Source organism: Ornithinimicrobium murale, from assembly GCF_003352835.1.
GTDB classification, from domain to species: Bacteria; Actinomycetota; Actinomycetes; order Actinomycetales; family Dermatophilaceae; genus Ornithinicoccus; species Ornithinicoccus muralis.
The window spans coordinates 1-22,676 of the sequence record NZ_QLVD01000033.1 but is presented as its reverse complement, the minus strand read 5'-3'; the positions used below and the strand labels follow the sequence as shown (position 1 = coordinate 22,676).

Below are 22,676 nucleotides of genomic sequence, written 5' to 3'. Positions count from 1 at the left end.
CCGCACGAGATGGCGGGTGTCCCAGCCGCAGGCGTGGACGACCGCGGCTGCACGATCCTGCACGTCGACATGGATGCCTTCTATGCCTCGGCGTCGCTGATCGCCCGGCCCGAGCTGGTCGGCACCCCGGTCGTGATCGGTGGTGGGATGCGCAGCGTGGTGCTGTCGGCCACCTACGAGGCGCGCGCCTACGGCATACGGTCCGGGATGCCGATGGCCAGGGCGCGCCGTCTCTGCCCCCAGGCCGAGGTCGTGCGGCCTGACTATGACCTCTACAGCGCGATCTCCGCGGCGGTGATGGCCGTCTTCTCCGAGGTGACCCACCAGGTCGAGCCGGTCTCCATGGAGGAGGCCTTCCTCGACGTCTCCACCGCCCAGCGGCGGCTGGGCGGCCCGGCGCAGATCGGCCAGTGGATCCGCGACACCATCGCCGACGAGCAGCAGATCACCTGCTCGGTGGGTGGCGCCCCCACCAAGGTGGTGGCCAAGATGGCCTCGAGCGCGGCCAAACCGGACGGGATGCTGATGATCCCGCCGCACCGGGTGATCGACTTCCTGCACCCGCTGCCGGTCAGTGCGCTGTGGGGGGTGGGGGAGAGCACCGAGGCCGCACTGCACCGGTTGGGGCTGCGCACCGTGGCTGACATCGCGCACCTGCCCCACGCGACCCTGAGCCGGGCGATGGGGCCGGGCAGCGCGACTCACCTGCAGGCCCTGGCCTGGGGACAGGACACGGGGCGGGTCAGCACGGCCCGGGTCGAGCGCAGCGTCGGCTCCTCCGAGACCTTCCACCAGGACGTCGACGACCCAGCGGTCATCCGGCGCCAGCTCCTCCGGCTCAGCGACCGCAGCGCCACCCGGATGCGGCACTCCGGCCTGCTGGCCCGCACCGTGGTGCTGACCGTCCGGTTCTCCGACTTCACCACCATCACCCGCTCCCGCACGATGCGGCAGAGCACCGACGTCACCCGTGACATCTTCGGGACCGCGACGGCCCTGTATGCCGCACTCGGGCTCCAACGCGCCCGCATCCGGCTGCTCGGGATCCGGCTGGAGGCCCTCACCGACGCCGCGGAGACCCCGGTGCAGGGCACCTTGGACGAGCCGGAGCACGGGTGGCGGGACGCCGAGCGGGCCATGGACCGGGCCGTGGAGAAGTTCGGCAGCGGGATCGTGCGGCCGGCCAGTCTGGTCGTTCGGGACGAGGCACGGGGGGACCACGAGGACGGCCCACCACGGCGCGAGCGGTCGGCAGGGCAGGCCCCGCGCCGGTGGGGAGCCGCCGCCTGGTCGCCGCGCGGCACGACCTCATCCGGGCCGTGAGGGACGGGCACGATCGCCTGCGGGAAACCTTTTTCACCTGCCGCGCGTCTAGCAGGTATACGCCCGGCTACCGTTGTGGCGCTTCCGGGCATATCCTTAGAGGAAGACGTCGTCGTCCCCCGGCGAGGGCGTCCCACCGTCACCCCAACAGGTGACGGCCAGAAGTCGACCGTCAGGGAGGTCACCGTGCCGCTCTCGGAGCACGAGCAGCGAGTTCTTGAGCAGATGGAGCAGGCGCTCTACGCCGAGGACCCACGTTTCGCCACGTCCCTGGTTGGCAAGAGTGAGGCCCGTGCCCGACGGCGCCGCGCCGCGCTCGGCCTCGTGATCGCCCTCGTCGGCCTGGGCATGGTCGTCCTCGCGGTCACCATGCACCAGATCTGGGTCGGTGGCCTCGGTTTCGCCGCCATGGTTTTCGGTGGTGTCTGGGCCATGACCTCCCCCCGCACCAAGGGGGCAACCCTGGGCACGGTGGACGCCCAGGGCAACGTCACTCTGCACGCCAAGTCCGGCGGCGCCTCCCGCAAGCAGGCCAGTGGCAAGGGCCCCAAGCCGGGCCTGATGGACCGCTTCGAGGAGCGCTGGGACAAGCGCCGCGAAGAGGGCCCGTTCTGACCTGAACAGCCCAGCCCCCAGAACCTACCGACTGTCCCCAACGCCCTGAAGCTCGCACGAGCTGTGGGGCGTGATGTTTGAGGACGACCTGGCCACCTCGCCCCAGGGCCTACGACGACGCAGGAGCTTGATCACGTGACCGAGCGTGTGGACCTCGACCCCTCGGCGGTCGAGGTGCGGGACCTGTGGATCCCGATGGCGGACGGGGTGCGGCTGCGCGGCCGGGCCTGGCTGCCCAGCACTGCCGACCGGGAGCCGGTGCCGGTGCTGCTGGAGTACCTGCCCTACCGCCTCGATGACTGGACGTCCGTGCGCGACTCCGAGCGGCACCCGTACTACGCCGCACACGGCTACGCGTCGGTGCGGGTCGACATCCGTGGCAGCGGCAACTCCGACGGCCTGTTCGAGGACGAGTACTCCGCGGTCGAGCTCGACGACGGGGTCGCCGTCGTCGAGTGGCTCGCCGCCCAGCCGTGGTCCACGGGCGCGGTCGGCATGTTCGGCATCTCCTGGGGTGGGTTCAACTCCCTGCAGATCGCGGAGCGCGCACCGGAGGCCCTCAAGGCGATCGTCACGGTCTGCTCGACCGATGACCGCTACGACAACGACGTGCACTACACGGGCGGTGCCGTGCTGGCCGTCGACATGGCCGGGTGGGCCGGGACCATGCTGGCCTTCGCCTCCCGGCCACCACGTCCCGAGGTCGTCGGCCCCGGATGGGTGGAGCGCTGGCGCGAGCGGTTGGAGCACCAACGCCCACTGGGGCCGGTGTGGTTGGCACACCAGGAGCGCGACGACTACTGGCGGCGCGGCAGTGTGTGCGAGAACTACCCGGGCATCCGCGCTGCCGTGCTGGCCGTCGGTGGTTGGGCTGATCCCTACCGGGACGCCGTCCTGCGGCTCCTGCACCACCTGGAGGCGCCGGTCAAGGGGATCATCGGGCCGTGGTCGCACCAGTATCCGGACCGCGGCCTGGCGCCCGGACCGGGCATCGACTTCCTCGGCGAGACCCTGCGCTGGTGGGACCGCTGGCTCAAGGACATCGACACGGGCGTGGAGGACGACCCCGATCTGCGGGCCTGGGTCAACGACCCGGTGGCGCCTGCCCCGTATGTCGAGGAGCAGACCGGACGCTGGGTCGGTGTGGCGTGGCCGGGGGAGGCCCCTGCCCACCGGGTGTCGCTCGGCGCTGACCGGGTGCTGGTGCGCTCGCCATGGGCGACGGGGCAGGACGCGGGCCGCTACTTCCCGTTCGGGAATGCGGCGGACCTGCCACCGGACCAGCGGGCCGAGGACGGCCGGTCGGTCTGCGTCGACGTCCCGGTTGGCGAGGTGCCGCTCGACCTGCTCGGTCGGGCGGTCGCCCGGCTGAGGCTGAACTCCACGCACGACCGGGGACACGTGATCGTGCGCCTGTGCGACGTCGCGCCCGACGGCTCCTCCACGCTGGTGAGCCGCGGCGTCCTCAACCTGGTCAAGCGGGACGGGATGGACACGACCACGCCACTGGTGCCGGGGGAGGACGTCGACGTCGAGGTGTCACTTGTCGCCGCCGGCTACCGGTTCGGGCCGGGCCACCGGATCCGGGTCGCGCTGAGCAACCACTACTGGCCCTGGGTGTGGCCGCACCCGGTCCAGGACGCCCTGGAGGTCGACCTGGCCGCGAGCTCGGTGACGCTGCCACTCCTCACCCCGGGCGCGGTCCCGGTCGAGTTCGCGTCAGCGGTTCATGCCCGGCCGATCACGATCACCGTCCCGGGTGGCGCGCAGGCAGGAAGGCCTCCCCGGGTCGTTCGCCACGACGTGGCCCGCGGGGAGACCACGATGGAGGTGGATCCTGGTTACGGCGGCACCCGCCGCTATCCGGATGGCCTGCAGTTCCTGGAGTCGGCTCGCGAGGTGTGCCAGGTGCGGGAAGCGGACCCGACCTCGCCCCGCACGGAGTCACACTGGCGGCTGCGGCTCGCCAACGACGGCTGGGCCGCCGACGTGCAGACCCGGTCGGTGATCACCTGCGATGACGACACCTTCATTGTGGAGAACTCGGTCCGGGCGACGGCCGAGCGGGCCGGCGTCGAGGAGGTCATCTTCGACCGCACCTACCGGGACCGGGTGCCCAGGACATCAGCGTGAGGCCCACCACACTTCCGCCGTAACCCTGCTGGACGGGCGTCTCCTGCGCTTGACTGATCGAATGACCGCACCGCCACACTCGGCACCTGACACCTCACTGACCCGCCCCGAACGCCTGGATCGGCTCCCCTTCACCCGCAAGCACGGCCGGTTGTTGACCGGCTCCGGCATCGGCTGGGCACTGGATGCCATGGACGTCGGCCTCATCTCCTTCGTGATGGCCGCGCTGGCCGCCCAGTGGCAACTCACCCAGACCGAGCAGAGCTGGCTCGGCTCCATCGGCTTTGTCGGCATGGCGCTGGGCGCCTCACTCGGCGGACTGCTCGCCGACAAGGTCGGTCGCCGATCTGTCTTCGCCCTCACGCTGCTGGTCTACGGGCTGGCCACCGGCGCCTCGGCGCTCGCAGGGGGACTGGCCGTCCTGCTGATCCTGCGCTTCGTCGTCGGCCTCGGACTGGGAGCCGAGCTGCCGGTCGCCTCCACGCTGGTCAGCGAGTTCGCACCCTCGAAGATCCGCGGTCGCATGGTCGTCATCCTCGAGGCCTTCTGGGCCGTCGGGTGGCTGCTGGCAGCGCTGACCGCCTACTACATCATCCCGCTCTCCGATGACGGCTGGCGCTGGGCCTTCGCGCTCGGCCTGGTGCCCGCCGCCTATGCCATCGTGATCCGCCGCGGCCTCCCCGAATCAGTTCGCTTCCTAGAGTCCAAAGGCCGCACCGCCGAGGCAGAGCAGGTCGTCCGTCAGTTCGAGGAGTCGGCCGGCGTCCGGCCGGCTGCGACCGCCACCGACGTCTCCTCGACCGCCACCGACGTCTCATCGCCCGCCACCGACGTCCAGCCGACGGTCTCCGAGGAGTCGGCCACCACTGCACCTGCGACCGGCGGCACGGCGGTCCGGGCCCCCGGCCTGTCCGATCTGTTCGGCCCCGTGCTGCGCCGACGGACGGCTGCCCTGTGGCTCACCTGGTTCGGCGTCAACTTCGCCTACTACGGCGCCTTCATCTGGATCCCGTCCCTGCTCCACGACGGCGGCTTCACCCTGGTGAAGTCCTTTCAGTTCACGCTGATCATCACCCTCGCCCAGCTGCCCGGCTATGCGCTCGCCGCGGTGCTGATCGAGATCTGGGGACGCCGCGCGACCCTGGCGACCTTCCTGGCCGGATCGGCCGTGTCCGCCGTGCTGTTCGGGCAGGCTGAGTCGGACACGATGATCCTGGTCACCGGGTGCGCGCTCTCGATGTTCAACCTGGGTGCGTGGGGTGCGCTGTATGCCGTCACTCCCGAGGTCTATCCCACCCAGGTCCGCGCCACCGGGGCGGGCTGGGCCGCCGCGTTCGGCCGGATCGCCTCGATCGTGGCACCACTCAGCGTGCCGCTGCTCTACAGCGGCGGGGGACTGGCGTTGGTGTTCGCCGTCCTCGGTGGTGCGTTCGTGCTGGCCATGTTGGCCGCCCTGTTCCTGCCGGAGATGGCAGGGGAGGAGCTGGCCGACTAGCCCTGCCGGCTCAGGTCCAGAAGATCAGGGCGGCGACCCACAGCCCGATGATGAGCACGGCGGTGAGGAACTCGATCAGGATGTTCAGCCCGACGGCCTTGAGGGCGTGCTTGGTCGCCGCCCACGCCTGAGCCCGACCACCCCGGCGGGACAGCTCGACCAGGAAGATGCCGAGTGGGAACCCTATGAAGGCACCCAGCACGGGGATCACGATCGCGCACGGGATGGCGACCAGCACGCCGATGAGCAGCGTCGAGGTCTTCACTCCCGCCTTCCTCATCCGTTTGCCCGGGATGAGGAACTCCAGGACCAGGCACGCGGCATACAGGGCCACGGTCAGGCCGAGCACCCACCACCCGGCCGGCGACTGCTGCTCCGTGGCCCAGAGCGCCACCCCTCCCACGATGAGGAGCAGACCGGGTAGGACCGGGATGACGATGCCGATCAGGCCGACCAGCATGACGGCGACGACGATCCATTCCACGACTGACATAGGGGCCCTTCGGGGTGGCGGGACAACAGACGACCGGCAGCCCCGAGGGGCTACCGGTCGTCAGTGTCTCAGGTGGTGGGCCGGAGGGCCCGCTTCCTGAACGTGTGCCGTGCGATCACTCCGCGCCCAGGGGCTCCGGGGTCGCCTCACTCTCGTGCAGTCGGTGGGTCTCGTCCTGGATCTTCACGTCGTCCAGGTCCCGGAGCTTGTCGTCATACTTGCGCCCGTGGTGGGCGCAGAACAGGAGCTCGAGACCCTCGCCGAGCGTCACCCGGACGTAGGCCTGTGCGCCGCAGCGGTCGCAGCGATCGGCTACTGTCAGGTCTGGTGCAAGGGTGGTGTTCACGTCGATCTCCCTACTCTCGTCGCAACGCCTCAATCTGTCACTGTGCATAACAGTCAAGCACGTCCCCCTGTTCCACAGTCGCTCAAACGCCGTCCTTCGGCGCATTTTCCGCTCTCGGCACAACGACCGGCAGAGGCCCCACTCGCCGCGCCTACGGCCACCTGGCCGAGCACGGGTTAACCTGCTGGCGACGATCCCGGCAGTGAAGGAGCACCCCACCCGTGGCGCAGGACTACTCGGCCAGACACCTGCAGGTTCTCGAGGGGCTGGAGGCCGTTCGCAAGCGCCCTGGCATGTATATCGGCTCGACCGACTCACGCGGGCTGATGCACTGTCTGTGGGAGATCATCGACAACTCCGTCGATGAGGCCCTCGGCGGCTTCGGTGACCGCATCGAGATCATCCTGCTGGCCGACGGCTCTGTCGAGGTCCGGGACAACGGGCGTGGCATCCCGGTGGACGTGGAGCCGCGCACCGGGCTGACCGGGGTCGAGGTGGTCTTCACCAAGCTGCACGCCGGGGGCAAGTTCGGTGGCGGGTCCTACACCGCCTCAGGTGGTCTGCACGGCGTCGGTGCCTCCGTGGTCAACGCGCTGTCCTCCCGCCTGGATGTCGAGGTCGACCGCGCCGGCAAGACCCACCTGATGAGTTTCCGCCGTGGCGAGCCGGGAGTCTTCACCGACCAGGGTGAGCCCAGCCCGGAGGCGCCCTTCGAGGCGTTCCAGCGGACCTCGGAGCTACGGACCAAGGGCAGACTCAAGCGCGGGGTGAGCGGGTCGCGCATCCGCTACTGGGCAGACCCACAGATCTTCCTGAAGTCGGCGCAGTTCGCCTACGACGAGCTGGTGTCCCGCGCCCGGCAGACCGCCTTCCTGGTGCCCGGGCTCACCCTGGTGGTCCGCGACGAGCGCGGGGAGGAGACCTCCGAGGAGGTGTTCTCCTACGACGGCGGCATCACCGAGTTCGCCGAGTTCCTGGCCGCCGACCCGGCCCTCACCGACACCTGGCGGCTGCAGGGCAGCGGCAGCTTCACCGAGACCGTGCCGGTGCTGGACTCCAAGGGGCACATGTCGCCCAAGGAGGTCGAGCGGGACTGTGCTGTGGACATCGCGGTGCGGTGGGGGACCGGCTATGAGACAACCGCCCGCAGCTTCGTCAACATCATCGCCACCCCCAAGGGCGGCACCCACGTCGCCGGCTTTGAGCAGTCGGTGCTCAAGGTGTTCAAGAAGCAGCTGGAGACCAACTCCCGGCGCCTGAAGGTCGGCAACGACAAGGTCGAGAAGGATGACATCCTGGCCGGCCTGACAGCCGTGGTCACGGTCCGGCTGGCCGAGCCGCAGTTCGAGGGACAGACCAAGGAGGTCCTGGGCACCAGCGCCGTCCGCTCGATCGTCTCGCGGGTGGTGGAGCAGGAGCTGACCGCGCTGCTGACCTCGACCAAGCGGGACCAGAAGGCCCAGGCCAGCCAGCTGCTGGAGAAGGTCGTCGCCGAGATGAAGACGCGCATCTCGGCACGGATGCACAAGGAGACCCAGCGGCGCAAGAACGCTCTGGAGTCCTCGTCGCTGCCGGCCAAACTGGCCGACTGCCGCTCCAGTGACCCGGACAAGACCGAGCTGTTCATCGTGGAGGGAGACAGCGCCCTGGGGACCGCCAAGCTGGCGCGCACCTCGGACTACCAGGCGCTGCTGCCCATCCGCGGCAAGATCCTCAACGTCCAGAAGGCCTCGGTCTCGGACATGCTCAACAACGCCGAGTGCGGGGCCATCATCCAGGTGGTCGGTGCTGGCTCCGGTCGCACCTTCGACCTGGACATGGCCCGCTACGGCAAGGTCATCATCATGACCGATGCCGATGTCGACGGCGCCCACATCCGCACCCTGCTGCTGACTCTCTTCTTCCGCTACATGCGGCCGCTGGTCGCGGAGGGCCGGGTCTTCGCCGCGATGCCGCCGCTGCACCGCATCGAGGTCAACGCGTCCGGGCGCCGACCCAAGGAGATGTTCTACACCTACTCCGAGCAGGAGATGCGCAAGAAGGTCGCGGCCCTGACCAAGGCCGGTCGCACCATCAAGCAGCCGATGCAGCGATACAAGGGCCTGGGCGAGATGGATGCCGACCAGCTCGCCGAGACCACGATGGACCCGCGCCACCGCACGCTGCGCCGGGTCACCCTGGACGACGCGGCCGTTGCCGAGCAGGTCTTCGACCTGTTGATGGGTTCGGATGTCGCGCCACGCAAGGACTTCATCATCGCCTCCTCCGACGACCTGGACCGCGAGCGCATCGACGCCTGAGGATCCGACGGCCGCCGGAGGGCGTGGTCACGACCGGTCGACGGTCAGCCGGACCGGCCGTCCGCCGGCGAACGCTGTGGTCGGCTCCGGACCAGCGCCAGCGGCAGGGTCGCCAAGCACGTCCCGGCGACCACGACCAGGGCGGTGCTGAACGAGCTCCCGGCGGCGACCAGCCCCACCACCACCGACCCCAGCCCGGTGCCCGCGTCAAAGCCGATGTTCCACACGGCACTGGCCTGACTGAAGTGGCGGCGGGTCACGGCGGAGAAGGTGATGAGCATGGTCAGGTTCTGCAGCCCGCCGTAGCAGGTCCCCACGATCGCCATACCCACCAGCAGGGCGAGGGCCGCGGTGGCCGCCTGGTCGCGCACCGACCAGGCGATGACGAGCATCCCCACGGCGCTGAGCACGACCAGCGGCCAGACGAACCGGTGCGCTCCGGCCCGATCGGCGAGGGCGCCCACCTGCCAGCGGGAGGCGGCCGCCATCAGCGAGAACACCATGAGCCCGACGACGGTCAGCGTGGAGCTGCTGCTCATCTGCGCGGTGAACGTGATCAGGGCGCCGCCGGCGAGGGTCACCGCCAGGAGCAGGACCATCGGCCGGATCAGGCGCACATAGGGAGGGCGCTCGCCGGTGTCCTCGGGGCCCGGCTGGCCATGCAGAACCCTGGCGAGAGTGGGGGCGGCCGGGGCCCCGAGGACCGGGAGTGCCCCCAGAGCGAAAACGACCCAGTAGCCGGCGTTGTCGGCCAGCCACGGCGCGGCCGGCAGCAGGAAGACCTGGGTGGAGGCGATGGCCAGTCCGTAGACGCCGACCGCTCGGCCGCGCTGTCCGGCGGGCACCAGGTCCGCGACCACGGCGCTGCCGGTCACGGTCAGGACACCGAACCCCATGCCGCGCACCACGGCCAGGCCGAGGATCACCCAGAGCTCGTCACTGAGCAGGTGAAACAGCGAGGGCACCCCGAGCAGCAGCATGCCCGCCGCCATCACCGGACCCCACCCGAATCGGCGCAGTGCCGTCGGGACCACCAGCTGGGTGAGGACGGTCAGGGCCATGAACACCCCGTTGACCAGCCCGGACCCGGCCTCGTCGGCGCCACCGTGCACCGCCCAGAGCGGAGCCACCGGGAGCAGCGCGGCATAGCCGCAGAAGCCCAGGAAGCTCATGATCAGCAGCGGCCGCATCCCGGCGGCGCGCCAGACGGACGTGTTCACAGTCCGGACCCTACGCCGCCACTGGCCGGCCCGGCACGCACGGATCGTGGGTGGTGCTTGACAACCCGAGAGCTGTGCGTCAGTCTCTTTGTGAGAGCGCTCTCACAGAATGCTCTCGACCACACTGGACCGGCGGGAGAAGCCCGCCATGTGACAAGGGAGTTACACAGTGCAACCCACCCGGCGCACGATCACCGCCGCGGTCGCCACGACCGCGATGACCCTCAGCCTCGCCGCCTGCGGTGGGGACGGGGACGACGGGGACAGCAACCAGGACGGCTCGACCGAGGCGGACGGGCAGATCACGTTGTCGGTCGCGACCTTCAACGAGTTCGGCTACGAGGAGCTGTTCACCGAGTACGAGTCGCTCCACGACAACATCACCATCGAGCACGTCAAGGCCGACACCGCAGACAACGCCCGCGACGCTCTGCGCAACAGCCTCGGCGCCGACTCCGGAGCGGCGGACATCGAGGCCATCGAGATCGACTGGCTCGTGGAGTTCATGCAGTATCCCGACAAGTTCGAGGACCTCGCCCACGCCGAGGTCGAGGGGCGTTGGCAGGACTGGAAGGTCGAGGCCGCCACCACCGAGGACGGCAAGCTCATCGGCTACGGCACGGACAACGGGCCACAGGCCATCTGCTACCGCGCTGATCTCTTTGAGGAGGCCGGGCTTCCGTCGGACCGCGAGAAGGTCGCCGAGCTGCTCGAGGGCGACTGGCAGCACTACTTCGACGTCGGCAAGGAGTTCGTGGCCGCGTCCGACGCCGCCTGGTTCGACTCCGCCAACGCCACCTGGCAGGGCATGATCAACCAGGTGGAGGTCGCCTACCAGGACCCCAGCGGCGAGATCATCGCCACCACCAACCCCGAGGTGAAGGCGCTGTATGACGCGGTGCTGGCTGCCGCGGTCGACGACGAGCTGTCCGCGGGGCTGGGTCAGTGGAGCGCCGACTGGAACGACGGCTTCCAGCAGTCCTCCTTCGCGACCATGCTCTGCCCGGGCTGGATGCTCGGCGTCGTCGAGGGCGCGGCCGAGGGCGTCGACGGCTGGGACGTGGCCAACGTCTTTCCCGGTGGCGCCGGCAACTGGGGTGGGTCCTACCTGACGGTGCCCGCCCAGGGCGAGCACCTCGAGGAGGCCACCGCCCTGGCGACCTGGTTGACCGACCCCGAGCAGCAGATCAAGGCCTTCGAGGCCAAGGGCACCTTCCCGAGCCAGGTCGAGGCACTGGAGTCCGAGACGCTGCTCGGCTCGACCAACGCCTTCTTCAACGAGGCCCCGACCGGCCAGATCTTCGTCGACCGGGCCAAGGCGATCACCTTCCAGCCCTACAAGGGACCGGACTATTTCTCGATCAACACCGCCCTCCAGGACGCGCTGACCCGCGTCGACGTGGACGGCACCGACGACGCCCAGACCTCCTGGGACAAGTTCGTCTCCGACGTGGAGGCCCTGGGCTGAGTCGGCCGCCGGGAGCTGATCAGTGAGCGCCACGTCAACCCTCCGTCGTCCGACGGACGCCACTGAGCCGCCCCCGAAGCGCATCGGCTTCGGGGGCCGGCTCAGCCGGTGGGACCTACGACTGAGTCCCTACCTCTACATCTCCCCGTTCTTCATCCTGTTCTTCGTGACCGGGCTGTTCCCGCTGGTCTACACCGGCTGGGTCGCCCTGCACGACTGGGACCTGATCATGGGTCAGGGTGAGTTCGTCGGTGCCAAGAACTTCACCGATGTCCTCGGTGGTCGCGACTTCTGGAAGGCGTTGGGCAACACCTTCAGCATCTTCCTGCTGTCCTCGGTGCCCCAGGTCATCTGCGCGATCACCATCGCGGCCCTGCTCGATGCGAACCTGCGGGCCAAGACGTTCTGGCGGATGGGTGTCCTGCTGCCCTACGTGGTGGCCCCGGTGGCGGTCTCGCTGATCTTCTCCAACCTGTTTGCCGACAAGTACGGCCTGATCAACAGCATGCTCGGGCTCGTCGGCATCGACCCCATCGGCTGGCACGCCCAGCGGCTGCCCAGTCACATCGCGATCGCCACCATGGTGAACTTCCGCTGGACCGGCTACAACGCGCTCATCTTTCTTGCCGCGATGCAGGCCATCCCGCGGGATCTGTATGAGCAGGCCTCGATCGACGGGGCGGGCAAGGTCCGACAGTTCCTCTCGGTCACCATCCCGATGCTGCGCCCCACGATCATCTTCATCGTCATCACCAGCACCATCGGTGGTCTGCAGATCTTCGACGAGGCCCGGCTCTATGACCAGTTCGGACGCGGTGGGGCGGACGGGCAGTGGCAGACCCTGACGATCCTGCTCTACGAGCAGGGCTGGACCCGGTCCAACTTCGGACGTGCCTCGGCCATCGCGGTCCTGCTCTTCCTGATCATCGTGGTCATCGGCCTGATCAACTTCCTGGTCACCCGACTGATCTCCAGTGCGGAGGTGAAGCGATGAGTGCTGTCCCACCGGTGCCCGGCGAGCCCCTGATCGCCGAGACGCCCGAGAAGGGGCGGCGGACCACGGGCCGTTCCTACACCGACCGACCGGGCAAGGTGGTCTACGGCCTGCTGGCCGCGGTGGTCCTCGGCGGGCTGTTCCCGCTCTGGTGGTCCTTCCTGGTCGCCAGCCACGACTCCACGATCCTGTCCCGGGATGCCTTCCCGCTGATCCCGGGCGGCAACTTCCTGGCGAACGCCGCGACCGTCATCGACACCGTCGACTTCTGGCAGGCGACGCTCAACTCGATCATCGTCTCCACGGTGGTGTCGGCCTCGGTGGTCTTCTTCGCCACCCTCGCCGGCTACGCCTTCGCCAAGCTCCGGTTCCGCGGGCGGACGCCACTGCTGGTCTTCGTCATCGCGACCATGGCTGTCCCCACCCAACTCGGGGTCATCCCGCTCTACCAGGTGATGGCCCGGTTCGGCTGGACCGGTGAGCTGCAGGCGGTGATCGTGCCCGCCCTGGTGACTGCCTTCGGTGTGTTCTGGATGACGCAGTACCTCTCGTCCGCGGTGCCGGACGAGCTCATCGAGGCGGCGCGCATCGATGGCTGCAGCATGATCCGCACCTTCTGGCACGTCGGGCTGGTGGCCGCCCGCCCGGCCGCCTCGATGCTCGGTCTGTTCACCTTCGTGGCCACCTGGACCAACTTCTTCTGGCCGTTCATCGTGCTCCGGTCCAGCAACCCGACCCTGCCCGTGGCCCTGCAACAGCTGCAGGCCGCCCACTGGGTGGACTACTCACTCGTCCTGGCCGGCGCGCTGCTGGCCACCATCCCGCTGTTGATCCTGTTCGTCGTCGCCGGTCGCCAACTGGTCTCCGGCATCATGCAAGGAGCCGTGAAGCAATGAACGCACCCAAGCTCTTCCCCGACGGGTTCCTCTGGGGGTCGGCGACCGCCGCCTACCAGGTGGAGGGGGCCGCGTGGGAGGACGGCCGCGGCGCCAGCATCTGGGACACCTACGCGCGCACCCCCGGCAAGGTGCACGAGGGGCACAACGGTGACGTGGCCTGCGACCACTACCACCGGTATGCCGAGGACGTCGCCCTGATGGAGAAGCTCAACCTCGGCGCCTACCGCTTCTCGGTCTCCATGGCCCGGGTCATGCCGGACGGGCGGGCCGTCAACCAGGCGGGCCTGGACTTCTACCGCCGCCTGACCGATGAGCTCCTCGCCCGGGACGTGGTGCCCTGGCTGACCCTCTATCACTGGGACCTCCCCCAGGCCCTGCAGGAGGCGGGGGGCTGGCCGAGCCGGGACACGGCATACCGCTTCACCGACTATGCCGCCGCCGTCCACGACGCGCTGGGAGACCGGATCCGGTTCTGGACCACGCTCAACGAGCCCTGGTGCAGCTCCTTCCTGGGGTATGCCGAGGGGCGCCATGCCCCGGGCCTCACCGACCCGGTGGCCGGGGTCCGCGCCGCCCACCACCTGCTGCTGGCTCACGGACTGGCGACCCACGAGCTGCGCTCGCGGGACGCCGACCTGAGCCTGGGGCTCACCCTGAACTTCGCCGACGTGACACCGGCCGACCCCGACAGTCCGGGGGACCGGGACGCCGCGCGCCGCATCGACGGGCTGAGCAACCGCTACTTCCTGGACCCGCTGTTCCGGGGCCGCTACAGCCCCGACGTCCTGGAGGACCTGGCCTCGGTGTGGCCAGAGGACCTGGTCGTCGACGGTGACCTGTCCCTGATCAGCGCCCCGATGGACGTCCTGGGAGTGAACTACTACAGCGGCAACACGGTCCGCGGCGTCCCGCCCGAGGACGCCCACGCGGCCGCTGACCGGGCCCGGGTGGCAGGCGGGCCGAGCGCCAACGTGGGTTCCGAGCACGTCGAGTTCGTCCCCCAGGACGTGCCACGCACCGCGATGGGCTGGGAGGTGCGGCCCCAGGGGCTCACCGACCTGCTGCTCCGCCTGCAGCGGGACTACTCCGGGCCGGCCGGCACCCAGCTCTACGTCACCGAGAACGGTGCGGCCTATGACGACCAGCCCGACGCGGACGGGTTCGTGCAGGACGACGACAGGCTCGGTTATGTGCGCACCCACCTGGGGGCGGTGCACGACGCGATGGCGCAGGGCGTGCAGGTCGAGGGCTACTTCCTGTGGTCGCTGTTGGACAACTTCGAGTGGGCCTACGGCTACGACAAGCGGTTCGGGATCGTGCGGGTGGACTACGACACGCTGGTGCGGGTGCCCAAGGCGAGCGCGCGGTGGTACGCGACGGTGGCAGGATCGAACCGCGTCGACTGAGAGGAGTCCTGCTGTGTCCACCCGCAACGCGCCGACCCTGGAGGACGTCGCGGCCCGCGCCGGTGTCTCCCGGGCGACCGCGTCCCGGGTGATCAACGCCGACCCGCGGGTGCGCGACGCGGCCCGGGCGGCGGTCAGCGCCGCGGTCTCCGAGCTGGGCTATCGACCCAACCGGGCCGCCCGCCGGCTGGTGACCCGCGCCGCCGACTCGATCGCCGTGGTGGTGCCCGAGTCCGACGAACGGGTCTTCTCCGACCCCTTCTTCTCGGGCACTCTCAAAGGCGTCACCCGCGCGATCGGCAGTCTGCCGATGCAGGTGGTCCTGGTGATGGGCAACCCCGATGACGGTGACCACCGGATGGAGCGCTACCTGCGGGGCGGGCACACCGACGGGGCGATCGTGGTCAGCCACCACCAGAACGACAACCTGTGGCGGGTGCTCGCCGAGACCCGGCTGCCCTCGGTCTTCCTCGGGCGGCCGTATGCCGAGGAGGCCCGGGTCCCGTACGTGGATGTCGACAACGCCGCAGGCGCCGCGCTCGCTGCCGAACACCTAGTGGCGCGGGGCTGCCGCCGGATCGGGACGGTCACCGGACCGATGGACATGAGTGCCGGTCAGGACCGGCTGGCGGGCTGGAAGCAGGCGGTGGAGCAGGCCGGACTCGAGGTGACCCTGGTCGAGCACGGTGACTTCACGGCAGCCGGGGGAGCGGCAGCGACCCGGCGCCTGCTGGAGGGGTGCCCTGACCTCGACGGACTGTTCGTCGCCTCCGACCAGATGGCGGTCTCGGCGATCGGTGAGCTCGGCGTGGCCGGGCGGCGGGTGCCCGACGACGTCGCGGTGGTCGGCTATGACGACTCGCCGGCCGCGACGATGAGCCGCCCGGCGCTGACGACCGTGGTCAACCCGATCGCCGAGATGGCCTCCTGCGCAGTCGATCTGCTGCTCCGGGTGATGGACGGGGAGACTGTTGAGCCCGAGATCCTGACGACCTCACTCGTCGTGCGCGAGTCGGCCTGACCGGAGATGACCCTCCCGATGAGTTCCGGAACCAGTCCGGGTCGGTAGTGGCATCGCCAACCGTTTTTCGCGCACCCTTGAAGGAAATCTGATGGCCACGCTGCTCTACTCCGCCTCCATGTCGCTCGACGGGTTCATCGCCGGCCCCGGCGGGGACATGTCCTGGCTCACCCGGCACCCGGGTGACCCGAGCCCCACAGTCGAGACACTGCATACCAGGACTGGGTGCCTGCTGGTGGGCGGACGCACCTTCCGTGGGGACGACCCGAACAGGGGCACCGAGTCCGAGGGAGCCTTCGGCGGACGGTACGACGGGGGCACCGTCGTGCTGACGCGCACCCCGGCCACTGAGCCGGTGCCCGGCGTGGAGTTCGAGACCGACCTGGTGCGGGCCGTCGAGCGGTCCCGGGAACTGGCCGGTGACCGCTATGTCAACGTGCTCGGGGCAGCCACTGCGCAGGCCTGTCTGCGGGCCGGCCTGCTCGAGGAGATCCTGCTGTTCGTCTGCCCGGTCCTGCTGGGTGGTGGCACCCGGGCGTTCGAGCCCAGCGACCTCGGCGAGATCGGGCTCGAGCTCCTCCCGGAGACCGGCGAGCTCTGGTATCGCGTCGTCCGCTGAGTGAAGCAGCCGCGCCGACCAGGAGTTCCCTGCTCTGCGCGGCTGTCAGGTGGGCCGCTACCCAGCGGCCGGTCTGCGAACCCGGCCTACTGCAGTGCCACCGTCACCCCGCCGGAGAACATCGAGTCGTGCAGCTCGACGGAGGTGGGCACGGCGTCGGCGGGGATGTCATAGAGCAGGACGCCGCTGACCGAGTTGCCCGGATTGATGTCATCCAGCGAGATGGCCTCGTCGAGCCAGATGCTGGAGCTGGAGGTCTCGTGCTGGCGGCCCTGGTCGTCGATCAGGAGCTGGTTGTTGTCGAACAGGGCGGTCCCCTTGTCGCCGATGTTGGTGACCGTGACGTCGACCAGGACGAACTGGCCCTGCGGGCTCTCCTGGGTGAAGCCCTCGCCGATCGTGGTCAGACCGGTCTGCACCTCGTTCACGGTGAACTCGAAGTTGCCGTCGCGGACCGCGTCGCCCAGGCCGGGGGAGTCCGCCGCCGGGGCTTCCTCCTCGACAGGATCCTCGCTCACCTGCTCCGGAGCGGGCTCCTGGGCGGGTGCCTCCTCATCGACGGGCTCCGCCTCGTCCTCGGCGGCGGCCTGCCCACTCGCCGGCTCCGGCGCGGCGGGCTCCTCGGCCGCGCCGTCGGCGGGTGCCTCCTCGGCGGCGGCGGGCTCCTCACTCGCGGCGGGCGTCTCCTCCTCGCCACCACCGGCGAGGTTGACCACCACGATCAGGGCCACGATCGCCAGCAGGGCGGTCAGGATCTTGTGCCTGCGGAACCAGGACCGCTTCGGGGCCTCCGGCTGGGGTGGGACCGGCGGTGCGGAGGGGTGACCTGATCCCCATCCCTGGTGCATCGGGTGCTGGTCACGGCCGGGCTGCGGGTCCTCCCAGGTGAGGTGAGGCTGCTGTCCGGGCGGGGGTGGCGGCGTGGTGTTCACGGTGACTCCTTGTGGTCTCGGGATGTGATGGGTTCAGCACACCCCGGGCCCGGGCCCCGCCACATCGTCCGACCGGGGACACCCGGCTAGCCGATCGGCTAACCATCCGACGACTGCCCTAGCCGATCGGAGGTGTCGCAGTGTCAGTGCCCCCTCCTACGCTCTGGGCTATGTCCACCATGTCGCCTGACGCCGAGCCGATCTCGCGTCCGTTTGTGCTCGGCACCGGCACGGCTCGCCTACGGCCGGTGGGCCGGGCCGCCCGCTTCGGGCTGATGGTTCTGGTGTGCCTGACCGGGTCCCTGCTCGCACTGGGCGCGGCTCTCTCCAGGTGGGCGGAGGACTCCCCGACGGGCGAGGTCACCGGCATCCGGAACCTCCTGGTCCTTGCTGCCCTGGTCGGCGCCATCGTCGTCGTGGTGGCACTGCGCCGCCGGCACACTGCGCCGTATGCCGTCACCCTGCTGAGTGCCTCACTGCCCCTGCTCCTCCCGCTGGATGCCACGGCGGCCCTGTTCGCGCTGGCCGCCCTGGTGCGGGCCCGCTCCGGGCGGCTGGTGTGGGCGTGCGTGGCCCTCGTGGGCCTGGCAACAGCGGTTGCCCTCGTCCGGGACGCCAGCGGGCGCACCACCGACTCCTCCCTGCTCAAGTCGATGACCACAACCCATCCCGCGGGTCAGGCGGTGCCAGCTGACCTGTCCATGTGGGTGCCACTCATCGTGGCGATGGCGCTGCTCGGTGCGGCCGTCGGGGCCGGGATGTTCATGCGCAACCGGGTGGCCCTGGCCGTCACCCAGGGGCGGGCCGACGCCGCCCAGCAGAGCAGCGAGGTCCTCAGCGACCGGCTGGGGCGGCAGGCCGAGCGCGACCTGATCGCCCGGGAGGTGCACGACGTCATCGGCCACCGGCTCTCCTTGTTGTCGTTGCACGCTGGTGGTCTGCAGGTCGCCGCTGGCCAGGACCCTCGGCTGGCTCACAGTGCTGCGCTGATCCGGGAGAGCGCCCAGCAGGCGATGAACGACCTGCAGTCTCTGCTCCGGGTGCTGCGGGAGCCGGAGGAGACGGCCCTCAACCACACGACGACACCCTCCCTGAGCGACCTGCCGACCGTGATCGACGAGACCGTGGATGGTGGCATGCCGGTCATCTCCACGGTCTACCTGTCCGAGGCCGAGGCCGCCGACCCGGCGCTGGCCCGTGCGGTCTATCGCATCGTCCAGGAGCTGCTGACCAATGCTCGCCGGCACGCCCCCGGAGCGCCGGTGCGGCTCGTGGTCCAGGGTGGGCCAGAGGTGGGAGTCCGCATCGAAACGGCCAACCACCTGACCACCCAGCACCCGGGGCCGGTGGGCAACGGGCTGACCGGAGTCTCCGAGCGCGTTGGCCTGCTGGGCGGGACCGTGCGACACGGTCTCGACGACGAGCAGATCTTCCGGGTGGCGGTCCAGTTGCCCTGGATCCCTGCCCCGCAGGCCGAGCGACAGGAGGTGCGCCAGTGAGTGCGGACGGCCGCGGGGTGCGGGTCTTGCTCGTGGACGATGACCCCCTGGTGTGTGCGGGGCTGGAGCTCATGTTGTCCACGTCCGCTGACATCACGGTGGTGGGCTCGGTCGGCGACGGAGACCTGGTGGTGACGGCCGTCCAGCGGCACCATCCCGACGTGGTGCTGATGGACGTGCGGATGCCGCGGGTCGACGGCATCACGGCCACGCGAGAGGTGCTGGCCGGAGCCAACCCTCCGCGGGTGATCGTGTTGACCACGTTCGCCGAGGACTCTGCCGCCATGCGGGCGGTCGAGGCCGGTGCGGCGGGCTTCCTGCTCAAGACGGCCGGACCGACCGAGATCATCGACGCCATCCGGCGGGTGGCCGCGGGGGAGGGGGTCCTCTCGCCCGCCAGCGTCCCCGAGCTGTTCCAGCACGTCGTTGCCCATCCGGTGGTGACGCAACGCCGGGAGGCCGCCGCGCAACTCGCCGGGCTCACCGAGCGGGAGCGGCAGATCGTCATCCGGGTGGGGCGCGGACTGTCCAACGCCGACGTGGCACGCGAGCTGTTCGTCAGTGAGGCCACCGTCAAGAGTCATCTGCGCGCGGTCCTGGCCCGCCTGAGCTGCACGAGTCGCGTCGAGGTGGCCGTCCTGGCCGAGCGGGCCGGGTGGTTGCAGCACCCTGCGCCCACCACGACCTGAGGTCCGGAGGACTCCCCGCGCCCCAACGTCAGGGCCGGAAGAGTTCCGCTCTCACCCGGTCTGTTGTGAGCGGTTCCACAGCCCAGATGTGCATGACTATGCGGATATCCGTATATTCTGGCCCCTCCGCCCCCACCCGGAACGGGAGTTGTTGCATGCACTCACTAGATCCTGCCCTTGCCCCCCTCTACGAGCAGGTCTTGCAGCGCAATCCCGGAGAGACCGAGTTCCACCAGGCGGTGCTGGAGGTCCTGGACAGCCTGGGCACGGTGGTGCGCAAGCACCCCAGTTATGCCGAGGCCCGGGTCATCCCGCGGGTGTGTGAGCCTGAGCGTCAGATTATCTTCCGGGTCCCGTGGGTTGATGACAAGGGCAAGATCGAGATTCACCGCGGATTCCGGGTGGAGTTCAACTCGGCTCTGGGCCCGTACAAGGGTGGGCTGCGTTTCCACCCCAGCGTGCTGCTGGGCACGGTCAAGTTCCTCGGCTTTGAGCAGATCTTCAAGAACGCGCTGACCGGCCTGCCGATCGGTGGTGCCAAGGGCGGGTCGGACTTCGACCCCAAGGGTCGCTCCGACATGGAGATCATGCGGTTCTGCCAGTCCTTCATGACCGAGCTCTATCGGCACATCGGGGAGTACACCGACGTCCCCGCCGGCGACATCGGTGTCGGTGGCCGGGAGATCGGCTATCTGTTCGGGCAGTACAAGCGGATCACCAATCGCTACGAGTCGGCCGTCCTCACCGGCAAGGGCCTGGGCTGGGGCGGTTCCCAGGTCCGCAAGGAGGCCACCGGCTTCGGGCTGGTCTACTTCGTCGAGGAGATGCTGCACACCAAGGGCGCCTCCCTGGACGGCCAGCGCGTCATCGTGTCGGGGTCGGGCAATGTCGCGATCTACGCCATCGAGAAGGTGCACCAGCTCGGTGGCAAGGTCGTCGCCTGTTCGGACTCGAGCGGCTATGTCGTCGACGAGAAGGGCATCGACCTGGAGCTGCTCAAGGACATCAAGGAGGTCCGCCGGGAACGGATCTCGGTGTATGCCGAGCAGCGGGGCGCGCAATATGTCGCCGGCGGCTCCATCTGGGACGTCCCCTGCCGGGTCGCTCTGCCGTGCGCCACCCAGAACGAGCTGGACGAGGACGGGGCGCTCGCCCTGGTCAGGAACGGCTGCCTGGCCGTGGGAGAGGGCGCCAACATGCCGGCCACCCCGGCCGCGGTCCGGACTCTCCGCGAGGCGGGGGTGTTGTTCGCACCCGGCAAGGCCGCCAACGCCGGTGGGGTGGCGACCAGCGCGCTGGAGATGCAGCAGAACGCCTCCCGCGACTCCTGGAGCTTCGAGCACACGGAGGGGCGACTGGCCGAGATCATGCGCGGCATCCATGAACGGTGCGCGGCAACCGCTGAGGAGTATGACGTGCCGGGCAACTACGTGCTCGGTGCCAACGCCGCGGCCTTCGTGCAGGTGGCGGACGCGATGATTGCTCAAGGAGTGATCTGAGGGAAGGGCACCTTGGCCCTCACCCGCCGGGCCCGATGCCACCGGATGACCAGATCGGCCCCGGCACCCAGCATCAGCGACAGCCCGGCCCCGACCACGGCGCTGAACAGCGGGTTGCCCTCGACCCAAGCCGCCGCCAGCAGCCCCAGGGCGAGCATGTAGACCGCCCACACCGTGCCACCCAGGATGCTGATCGGCAGGAAGCGGCGGTGCGGGAAACCACTGGCCCCGGCGGCCAGGTAGACGGCGACACGGCCCACCGGCACGAAGCGACCGGTGAGGATCACCGTGGCCGGGCGGTGCTCCAGCTGACGCCGTCCGGCGTCCAGGGCCCTGGCCACCCGGCCCGCCCGCAGCCGCTCGAAACGTCCAGGTCCCAGCAGGCGACCGATCGCGAAGCTCAGGTTGTCCCCGGTGATGGCACCGAGGGCGGCCACCGCGATGAGCAGGGGCAGCGCCGGCGGCCCGTCCAGCGCGGCGAGTGCCATGACCAGGGCCTCGCTCGGGATGATCGGCAGGATGCCGTCCAGGACGATCATCAGATAGGTCGCAGGCAGTAGCCAGGGCTGCTCGACGGCAGCCACCAGCGCGGCGTTGACTGCGTCGAGGAAGCCGGACATCGCTGGCCTGTCGCTCGTGCTGGGGTATGCCGGGTGGTCGGGTTCGCCGACCGGTCACCGAAGACTACGGTCACCCCGCGTCGGGACCGAACCATCATTGGGTCAAGAAGTTGCCCAGATGCTTGCCAAGCCCCCGGACGTGCGTCACTCTGACGGCTAGCCCGGTGTGGCTGGCGGGTGGGACCTCAGCGAGGAGGCAGCAGCATGAGCGAGCAGGTGCTGGACACCGAGGGCGGCGAGCAGGAGACCGAACTGAAGCGGGTGCTCGGGCCCAAGCTGCTCCTGCTGTTCATCGTCGGCGACATCCTCGGCACGGGCATCTATGCCCTGACGGGCAAGGTCGCCGGTGAGGTCGGAGGCGCCGTCTGGCTGCCGTTCATCGTGGCTTTCGCGATCGCGATCATCACGGCCTTCAGCTATCTGGAGCTGGTCACCAAGTACCCACGGGCCGGTGGTGCCGCGTCCTTCGTGCACCGGGCGTTCGAGGTCCACTTCATCACCTTCCTGGTGACGTTCACGGTCATGGCCAGCGGCATCACGTCCGCCTCGACCGCCTCCCGTGCCTTCGCGGAGAACATGTTCAAGGGGTTAGTAGCAGTTCCTCGGATAGTGAGTAATACCGCGCGTACAGACGCTCTAGTGATGAATGTATGAATCTGACCGAGTGGGCACGTCAGCAGGGCGTCCATCCGCAGACTGCCTATCGGTGGTTTCGGGAGGGGACGCTGCCGGTGCCTGCTGTGCGGATCAACTCTCGCTCGGTGCTTGTCTCCCCGGATGCGCCGGCCCAGGCTCGGACTGTGTTCGGGTTGTATGCGCGGGTGTCCTCGCATGATCAGAAGGATGACCTGGGCCGTCAGGTAGCCCGACTCACTTCGTGGGCTGCTGATGCTGGTGGCCTGGTGGTGCGTGTGGAGGCCGAGGTTGGGTCCGGGATGAACGGCTCTCGTACCAAGGTTCGCAGGATGCTCGCGGACCCCAAAGTCACTGCTGTCGTGGTCGAGCACCGAGACCGGCTCGGACGGGTGAACACCGAACTCATCGAGGCTGCGCTGTCGGCCCACGGCCGCAGGCTGGTGGTGCTCGATGATGGTGAGGTTGAGGG

The 22,676-nt window shown here is 69.4% G+C and carries 19 protein-coding genes and 2 pseudogenes; 16 read left to right on the top strand and 5 right to left on the bottom strand.

The annotated features are described in order from the left end of the window. The first annotated feature begins 9 nt into the window (after nt 1-9). The 4 genes and pseudogenes from dinB to DPQ65_RS15105 all read left to right on the top strand — a co-directional run bounded on the left by dinB (nt 10) and on the right by DPQ65_RS15105 (nt 5,566). A complete protein-coding gene (gene dinB / locus DPQ65_RS15120) occupies nt 10-1,323 on the top strand; it encodes a DNA polymerase IV (protein ID WP_114908234.1) in 1,314 nt (437 codons plus the stop codon). Nucleotides 1,324-1,509: 186 nt separating this feature from the next. Then, complete coding sequence (locus DPQ65_RS15115; RefSeq protein WP_238146895.1) at nt 1,510-1,938, top strand: DUF3040 domain-containing protein; 429 nt, start codon at nt 1,510-1,512, stop codon at nt 1,936-1,938. Nucleotides 1,939-2,070: 132 nt separating this feature from the next. Continuing rightward, nucleotides 2,071-4,071 (top strand): annotated as a pseudogene (locus DPQ65_RS15110) (CocE/NonD family hydrolase); the annotation flags it as partial. 61 nt (nt 4,072-4,132) lie between these two features. Further along, complete coding sequence (locus DPQ65_RS15105) at nt 4,133-5,566, top strand: MFS transporter (RefSeq protein WP_114908182.1); 1,434 nt, start codon at nt 4,133-4,135, stop codon at nt 5,564-5,566. 10 nt (nt 5,567-5,576) lie between these two features. Here the strand turns inward: DPQ65_RS15105 and DPQ65_RS15100 are convergent, their stop codons facing one another. After that, nucleotides 5,577-6,059: a DUF456 domain-containing protein gene (locus DPQ65_RS15100; RefSeq protein WP_114908181.1), complete on the bottom strand. Its 483-nt coding sequence runs from the start codon at nt 6,057-6,059 to the stop codon at nt 5,577-5,579. A 115-nt stretch (nt 6,060-6,174) separates the two neighbouring features. Beyond that, nucleotides 6,175-6,405 carry a DUF7455 domain-containing protein gene (locus DPQ65_RS15095; RefSeq protein ID WP_114908180.1) on the bottom strand — a complete coding sequence of 77 codons (231 nt, stop codon included), beginning with the start codon at nt 6,403-6,405 and terminating at the stop codon, nt 6,175-6,177. Between the two features lie 221 nt (nt 6,406-6,626). Here DPQ65_RS15095 and DPQ65_RS15090 point away from each other — a divergent pair, with 221 nt between their 5' ends. After that, the gene (locus tag DPQ65_RS15090; protein ID WP_114908179.1) at nt 6,627-8,705 is read left to right on the top strand and encodes a DNA gyrase/topoisomerase IV subunit B; all 2,079 of its coding nucleotides are present in this window, start codon (nt 6,627-6,629) and stop codon (nt 8,703-8,705) included. Nucleotides 8,706-8,749: 44 nt separating this feature from the next. Here the strand turns inward: DPQ65_RS15090 and DPQ65_RS15085 are convergent, their stop codons facing one another. Next, entirely contained in the window at nt 8,750-9,925 is a 1,176-nt protein-coding gene (locus DPQ65_RS15085; protein WP_238146894.1) for an MFS transporter, read from the bottom strand. Nucleotides 9,926-10,142: 217 nt separating this feature from the next. Between DPQ65_RS15085 and DPQ65_RS15080 the strand changes: the two genes are divergently transcribed. The 6 genes from DPQ65_RS15080 to DPQ65_RS15055 all read left to right on the top strand — a co-directional run bounded on the left by DPQ65_RS15080 (nt 10,143) and on the right by DPQ65_RS15055 (nt 16,332). Beyond that, a complete protein-coding gene (locus DPQ65_RS15080; RefSeq protein ID WP_114908231.1) occupies nt 10,143-11,393 on the top strand; it encodes an ABC transporter substrate-binding protein in 1,251 nt (416 codons plus the stop codon). Nucleotides 11,394-11,415: 22 nt separating this feature from the next. After that, nucleotides 11,416-12,387 (top strand): carbohydrate ABC transporter permease, encoded by a 972-nt coding sequence (locus tag DPQ65_RS15075; protein ID WP_114908178.1) that lies wholly within the window; start codon nt 11,416-11,418, stop codon nt 12,385-12,387. Beyond that, nucleotides 12,384-13,283 carry a carbohydrate ABC transporter permease gene (locus DPQ65_RS15070; RefSeq protein ID WP_114908177.1) on the top strand — a complete coding sequence of 300 codons (900 nt, stop codon included), beginning with the start codon at nt 12,384-12,386 and terminating at the stop codon, nt 13,281-13,283. The genes DPQ65_RS15075 and DPQ65_RS15070 overlap by 4 nt, the downstream gene beginning before the upstream one ends. Then, nucleotides 13,280-14,692, top strand: a complete 1,413-nt coding sequence (locus DPQ65_RS15065; RefSeq protein ID WP_114908176.1) for a GH1 family beta-glucosidase — start codon at nt 13,280-13,282, stop codon at nt 14,690-14,692. The genes DPQ65_RS15070 and DPQ65_RS15065 overlap by 4 nt, the downstream gene beginning before the upstream one ends. 13 nt (nt 14,693-14,705) lie before the next feature. Beyond that, on the top strand, nt 14,706-15,713 hold the full coding sequence (locus DPQ65_RS15060; RefSeq protein WP_114908175.1) for a LacI family DNA-binding transcriptional regulator: 1,008 nt from the start codon (nt 14,706-14,708) through the stop codon (nt 15,711-15,713). Nucleotides 15,714-15,804: 91 nt separating this feature from the next. Further along, a complete protein-coding gene (locus tag DPQ65_RS15055) occupies nt 15,805-16,332 on the top strand; it encodes a dihydrofolate reductase family protein (RefSeq protein ID WP_114908174.1) in 528 nt (175 codons plus the stop codon). An 86-nt stretch (nt 16,333-16,418) separates the two neighbouring features. Here DPQ65_RS15055 and DPQ65_RS15050 read toward each other — a convergent pair whose 3' ends face one another. Continuing rightward, a complete protein-coding gene (locus DPQ65_RS15050; protein ID WP_238146893.1) occupies nt 16,419-17,264 on the bottom strand; it encodes a DUF4352 domain-containing protein in 846 nt (281 codons plus the stop codon). Between the two features lie 170 nt (nt 17,265-17,434). Here DPQ65_RS15050 and DPQ65_RS15045 point away from each other — a divergent pair, with 170 nt between their 5' ends. The 3 genes from DPQ65_RS15045 (at nt 17,435) to gdhA (ending at nt 20,951) form a co-directional block, all read left to right on the top strand. Then, nucleotides 17,435-18,763, top strand: coding sequence for a sensor histidine kinase (locus tag DPQ65_RS15045; protein WP_114908173.1), 1,329 nt, complete (start codon nt 17,435-17,437; stop codon nt 18,761-18,763). Continuing rightward, nucleotides 18,760-19,452 (top strand): response regulator, encoded by a 693-nt coding sequence (locus DPQ65_RS15040; protein ID WP_238146892.1) that lies wholly within the window; start codon nt 18,760-18,762, stop codon nt 19,450-19,452. The genes DPQ65_RS15045 and DPQ65_RS15040 overlap by 4 nt, the downstream gene beginning before the upstream one ends. 155 nt (nt 19,453-19,607) lie before the next feature. Next, entirely contained in the window at nt 19,608-20,951 is a 1,344-nt protein-coding gene (gene gdhA / locus DPQ65_RS15035) for an NADP-specific glutamate dehydrogenase (RefSeq protein ID WP_114908172.1), read from the top strand. On the opposite strand, the gene DPQ65_RS15030 is transcribed toward gdhA, so the two are convergent. Further along, nucleotides 20,936-21,571, bottom strand: coding sequence for a DedA family protein (locus tag DPQ65_RS15030; protein ID WP_114908171.1), 636 nt, complete (start codon nt 21,569-21,571; stop codon nt 20,936-20,938). The genes gdhA and DPQ65_RS15030 overlap by 16 nt on opposite strands. A gap of 204 nt (nt 21,572-21,775) precedes the next feature. Between DPQ65_RS15030 and DPQ65_RS15025 the strand changes: the two are divergent. Further along, nucleotides 21,776-22,159: pseudogene (locus DPQ65_RS15025) on the top strand (amino acid permease); the annotation flags it as partial. Between the two features lie 62 nt (nt 22,160-22,221). Then, a partial coding sequence (locus tag DPQ65_RS15020) for an IS607 family transposase (protein ID WP_114908170.1) occupies nt 22,222-22,676 on the top strand: 455 nt, incomplete at its 3' end.

What these genes read in the sequence shown, in the direction of transcription:
- dinB (WP_114908234.1), top strand. Translation starts at nt 10, where the DNA reads ATGGCGGGTGTCCCAGCCGCAGGCGTGGACGACCGCGGCTGCACGATC.
- DPQ65_RS15105 (WP_114908182.1), top strand. Translation starts at nt 4,133, where the DNA reads ATGACCGCACCGCCACACTCGGCACCTGACACCTCACTGACCCGCCCC.
- DPQ65_RS15100 (WP_114908181.1), bottom strand. Translation starts at nt 6,059, where the DNA reads ATGTCAGTCGTGGAATGGATCGTCGTCGCCGTCATGCTGGTCGGCCTG.
- DPQ65_RS15080 (WP_114908231.1), top strand. Translation starts at nt 10,143, where the DNA reads ATGACCCTCAGCCTCGCCGCCTGCGGTGGGGACGGGGACGACGGGGAC.
- DPQ65_RS15070 (WP_114908177.1), top strand. Translation starts at nt 12,384, where the DNA reads ATGAGTGCTGTCCCACCGGTGCCCGGCGAGCCCCTGATCGCCGAGACG.
- DPQ65_RS15065 (WP_114908176.1), top strand. Translation starts at nt 13,280, where the DNA reads ATGAACGCACCCAAGCTCTTCCCCGACGGGTTCCTCTGGGGGTCGGCG.
- DPQ65_RS15055 (WP_114908174.1), top strand. Translation starts at nt 15,805, where the DNA reads ATGGCCACGCTGCTCTACTCCGCCTCCATGTCGCTCGACGGGTTCATC.
- DPQ65_RS15045 (WP_114908173.1), top strand. Translation starts at nt 17,435, where the DNA reads ATGTCCACCATGTCGCCTGACGCCGAGCCGATCTCGCGTCCGTTTGTG.
- gdhA (WP_114908172.1), top strand. Translation starts at nt 19,608, where the DNA reads ATGCACTCACTAGATCCTGCCCTTGCCCCCCTCTACGAGCAGGTCTTG.
- DPQ65_RS15030 (WP_114908171.1), bottom strand. Translation starts at nt 21,571, where the DNA reads ATGTCCGGCTTCCTCGACGCAGTCAACGCCGCGCTGGTGGCTGCCGTC.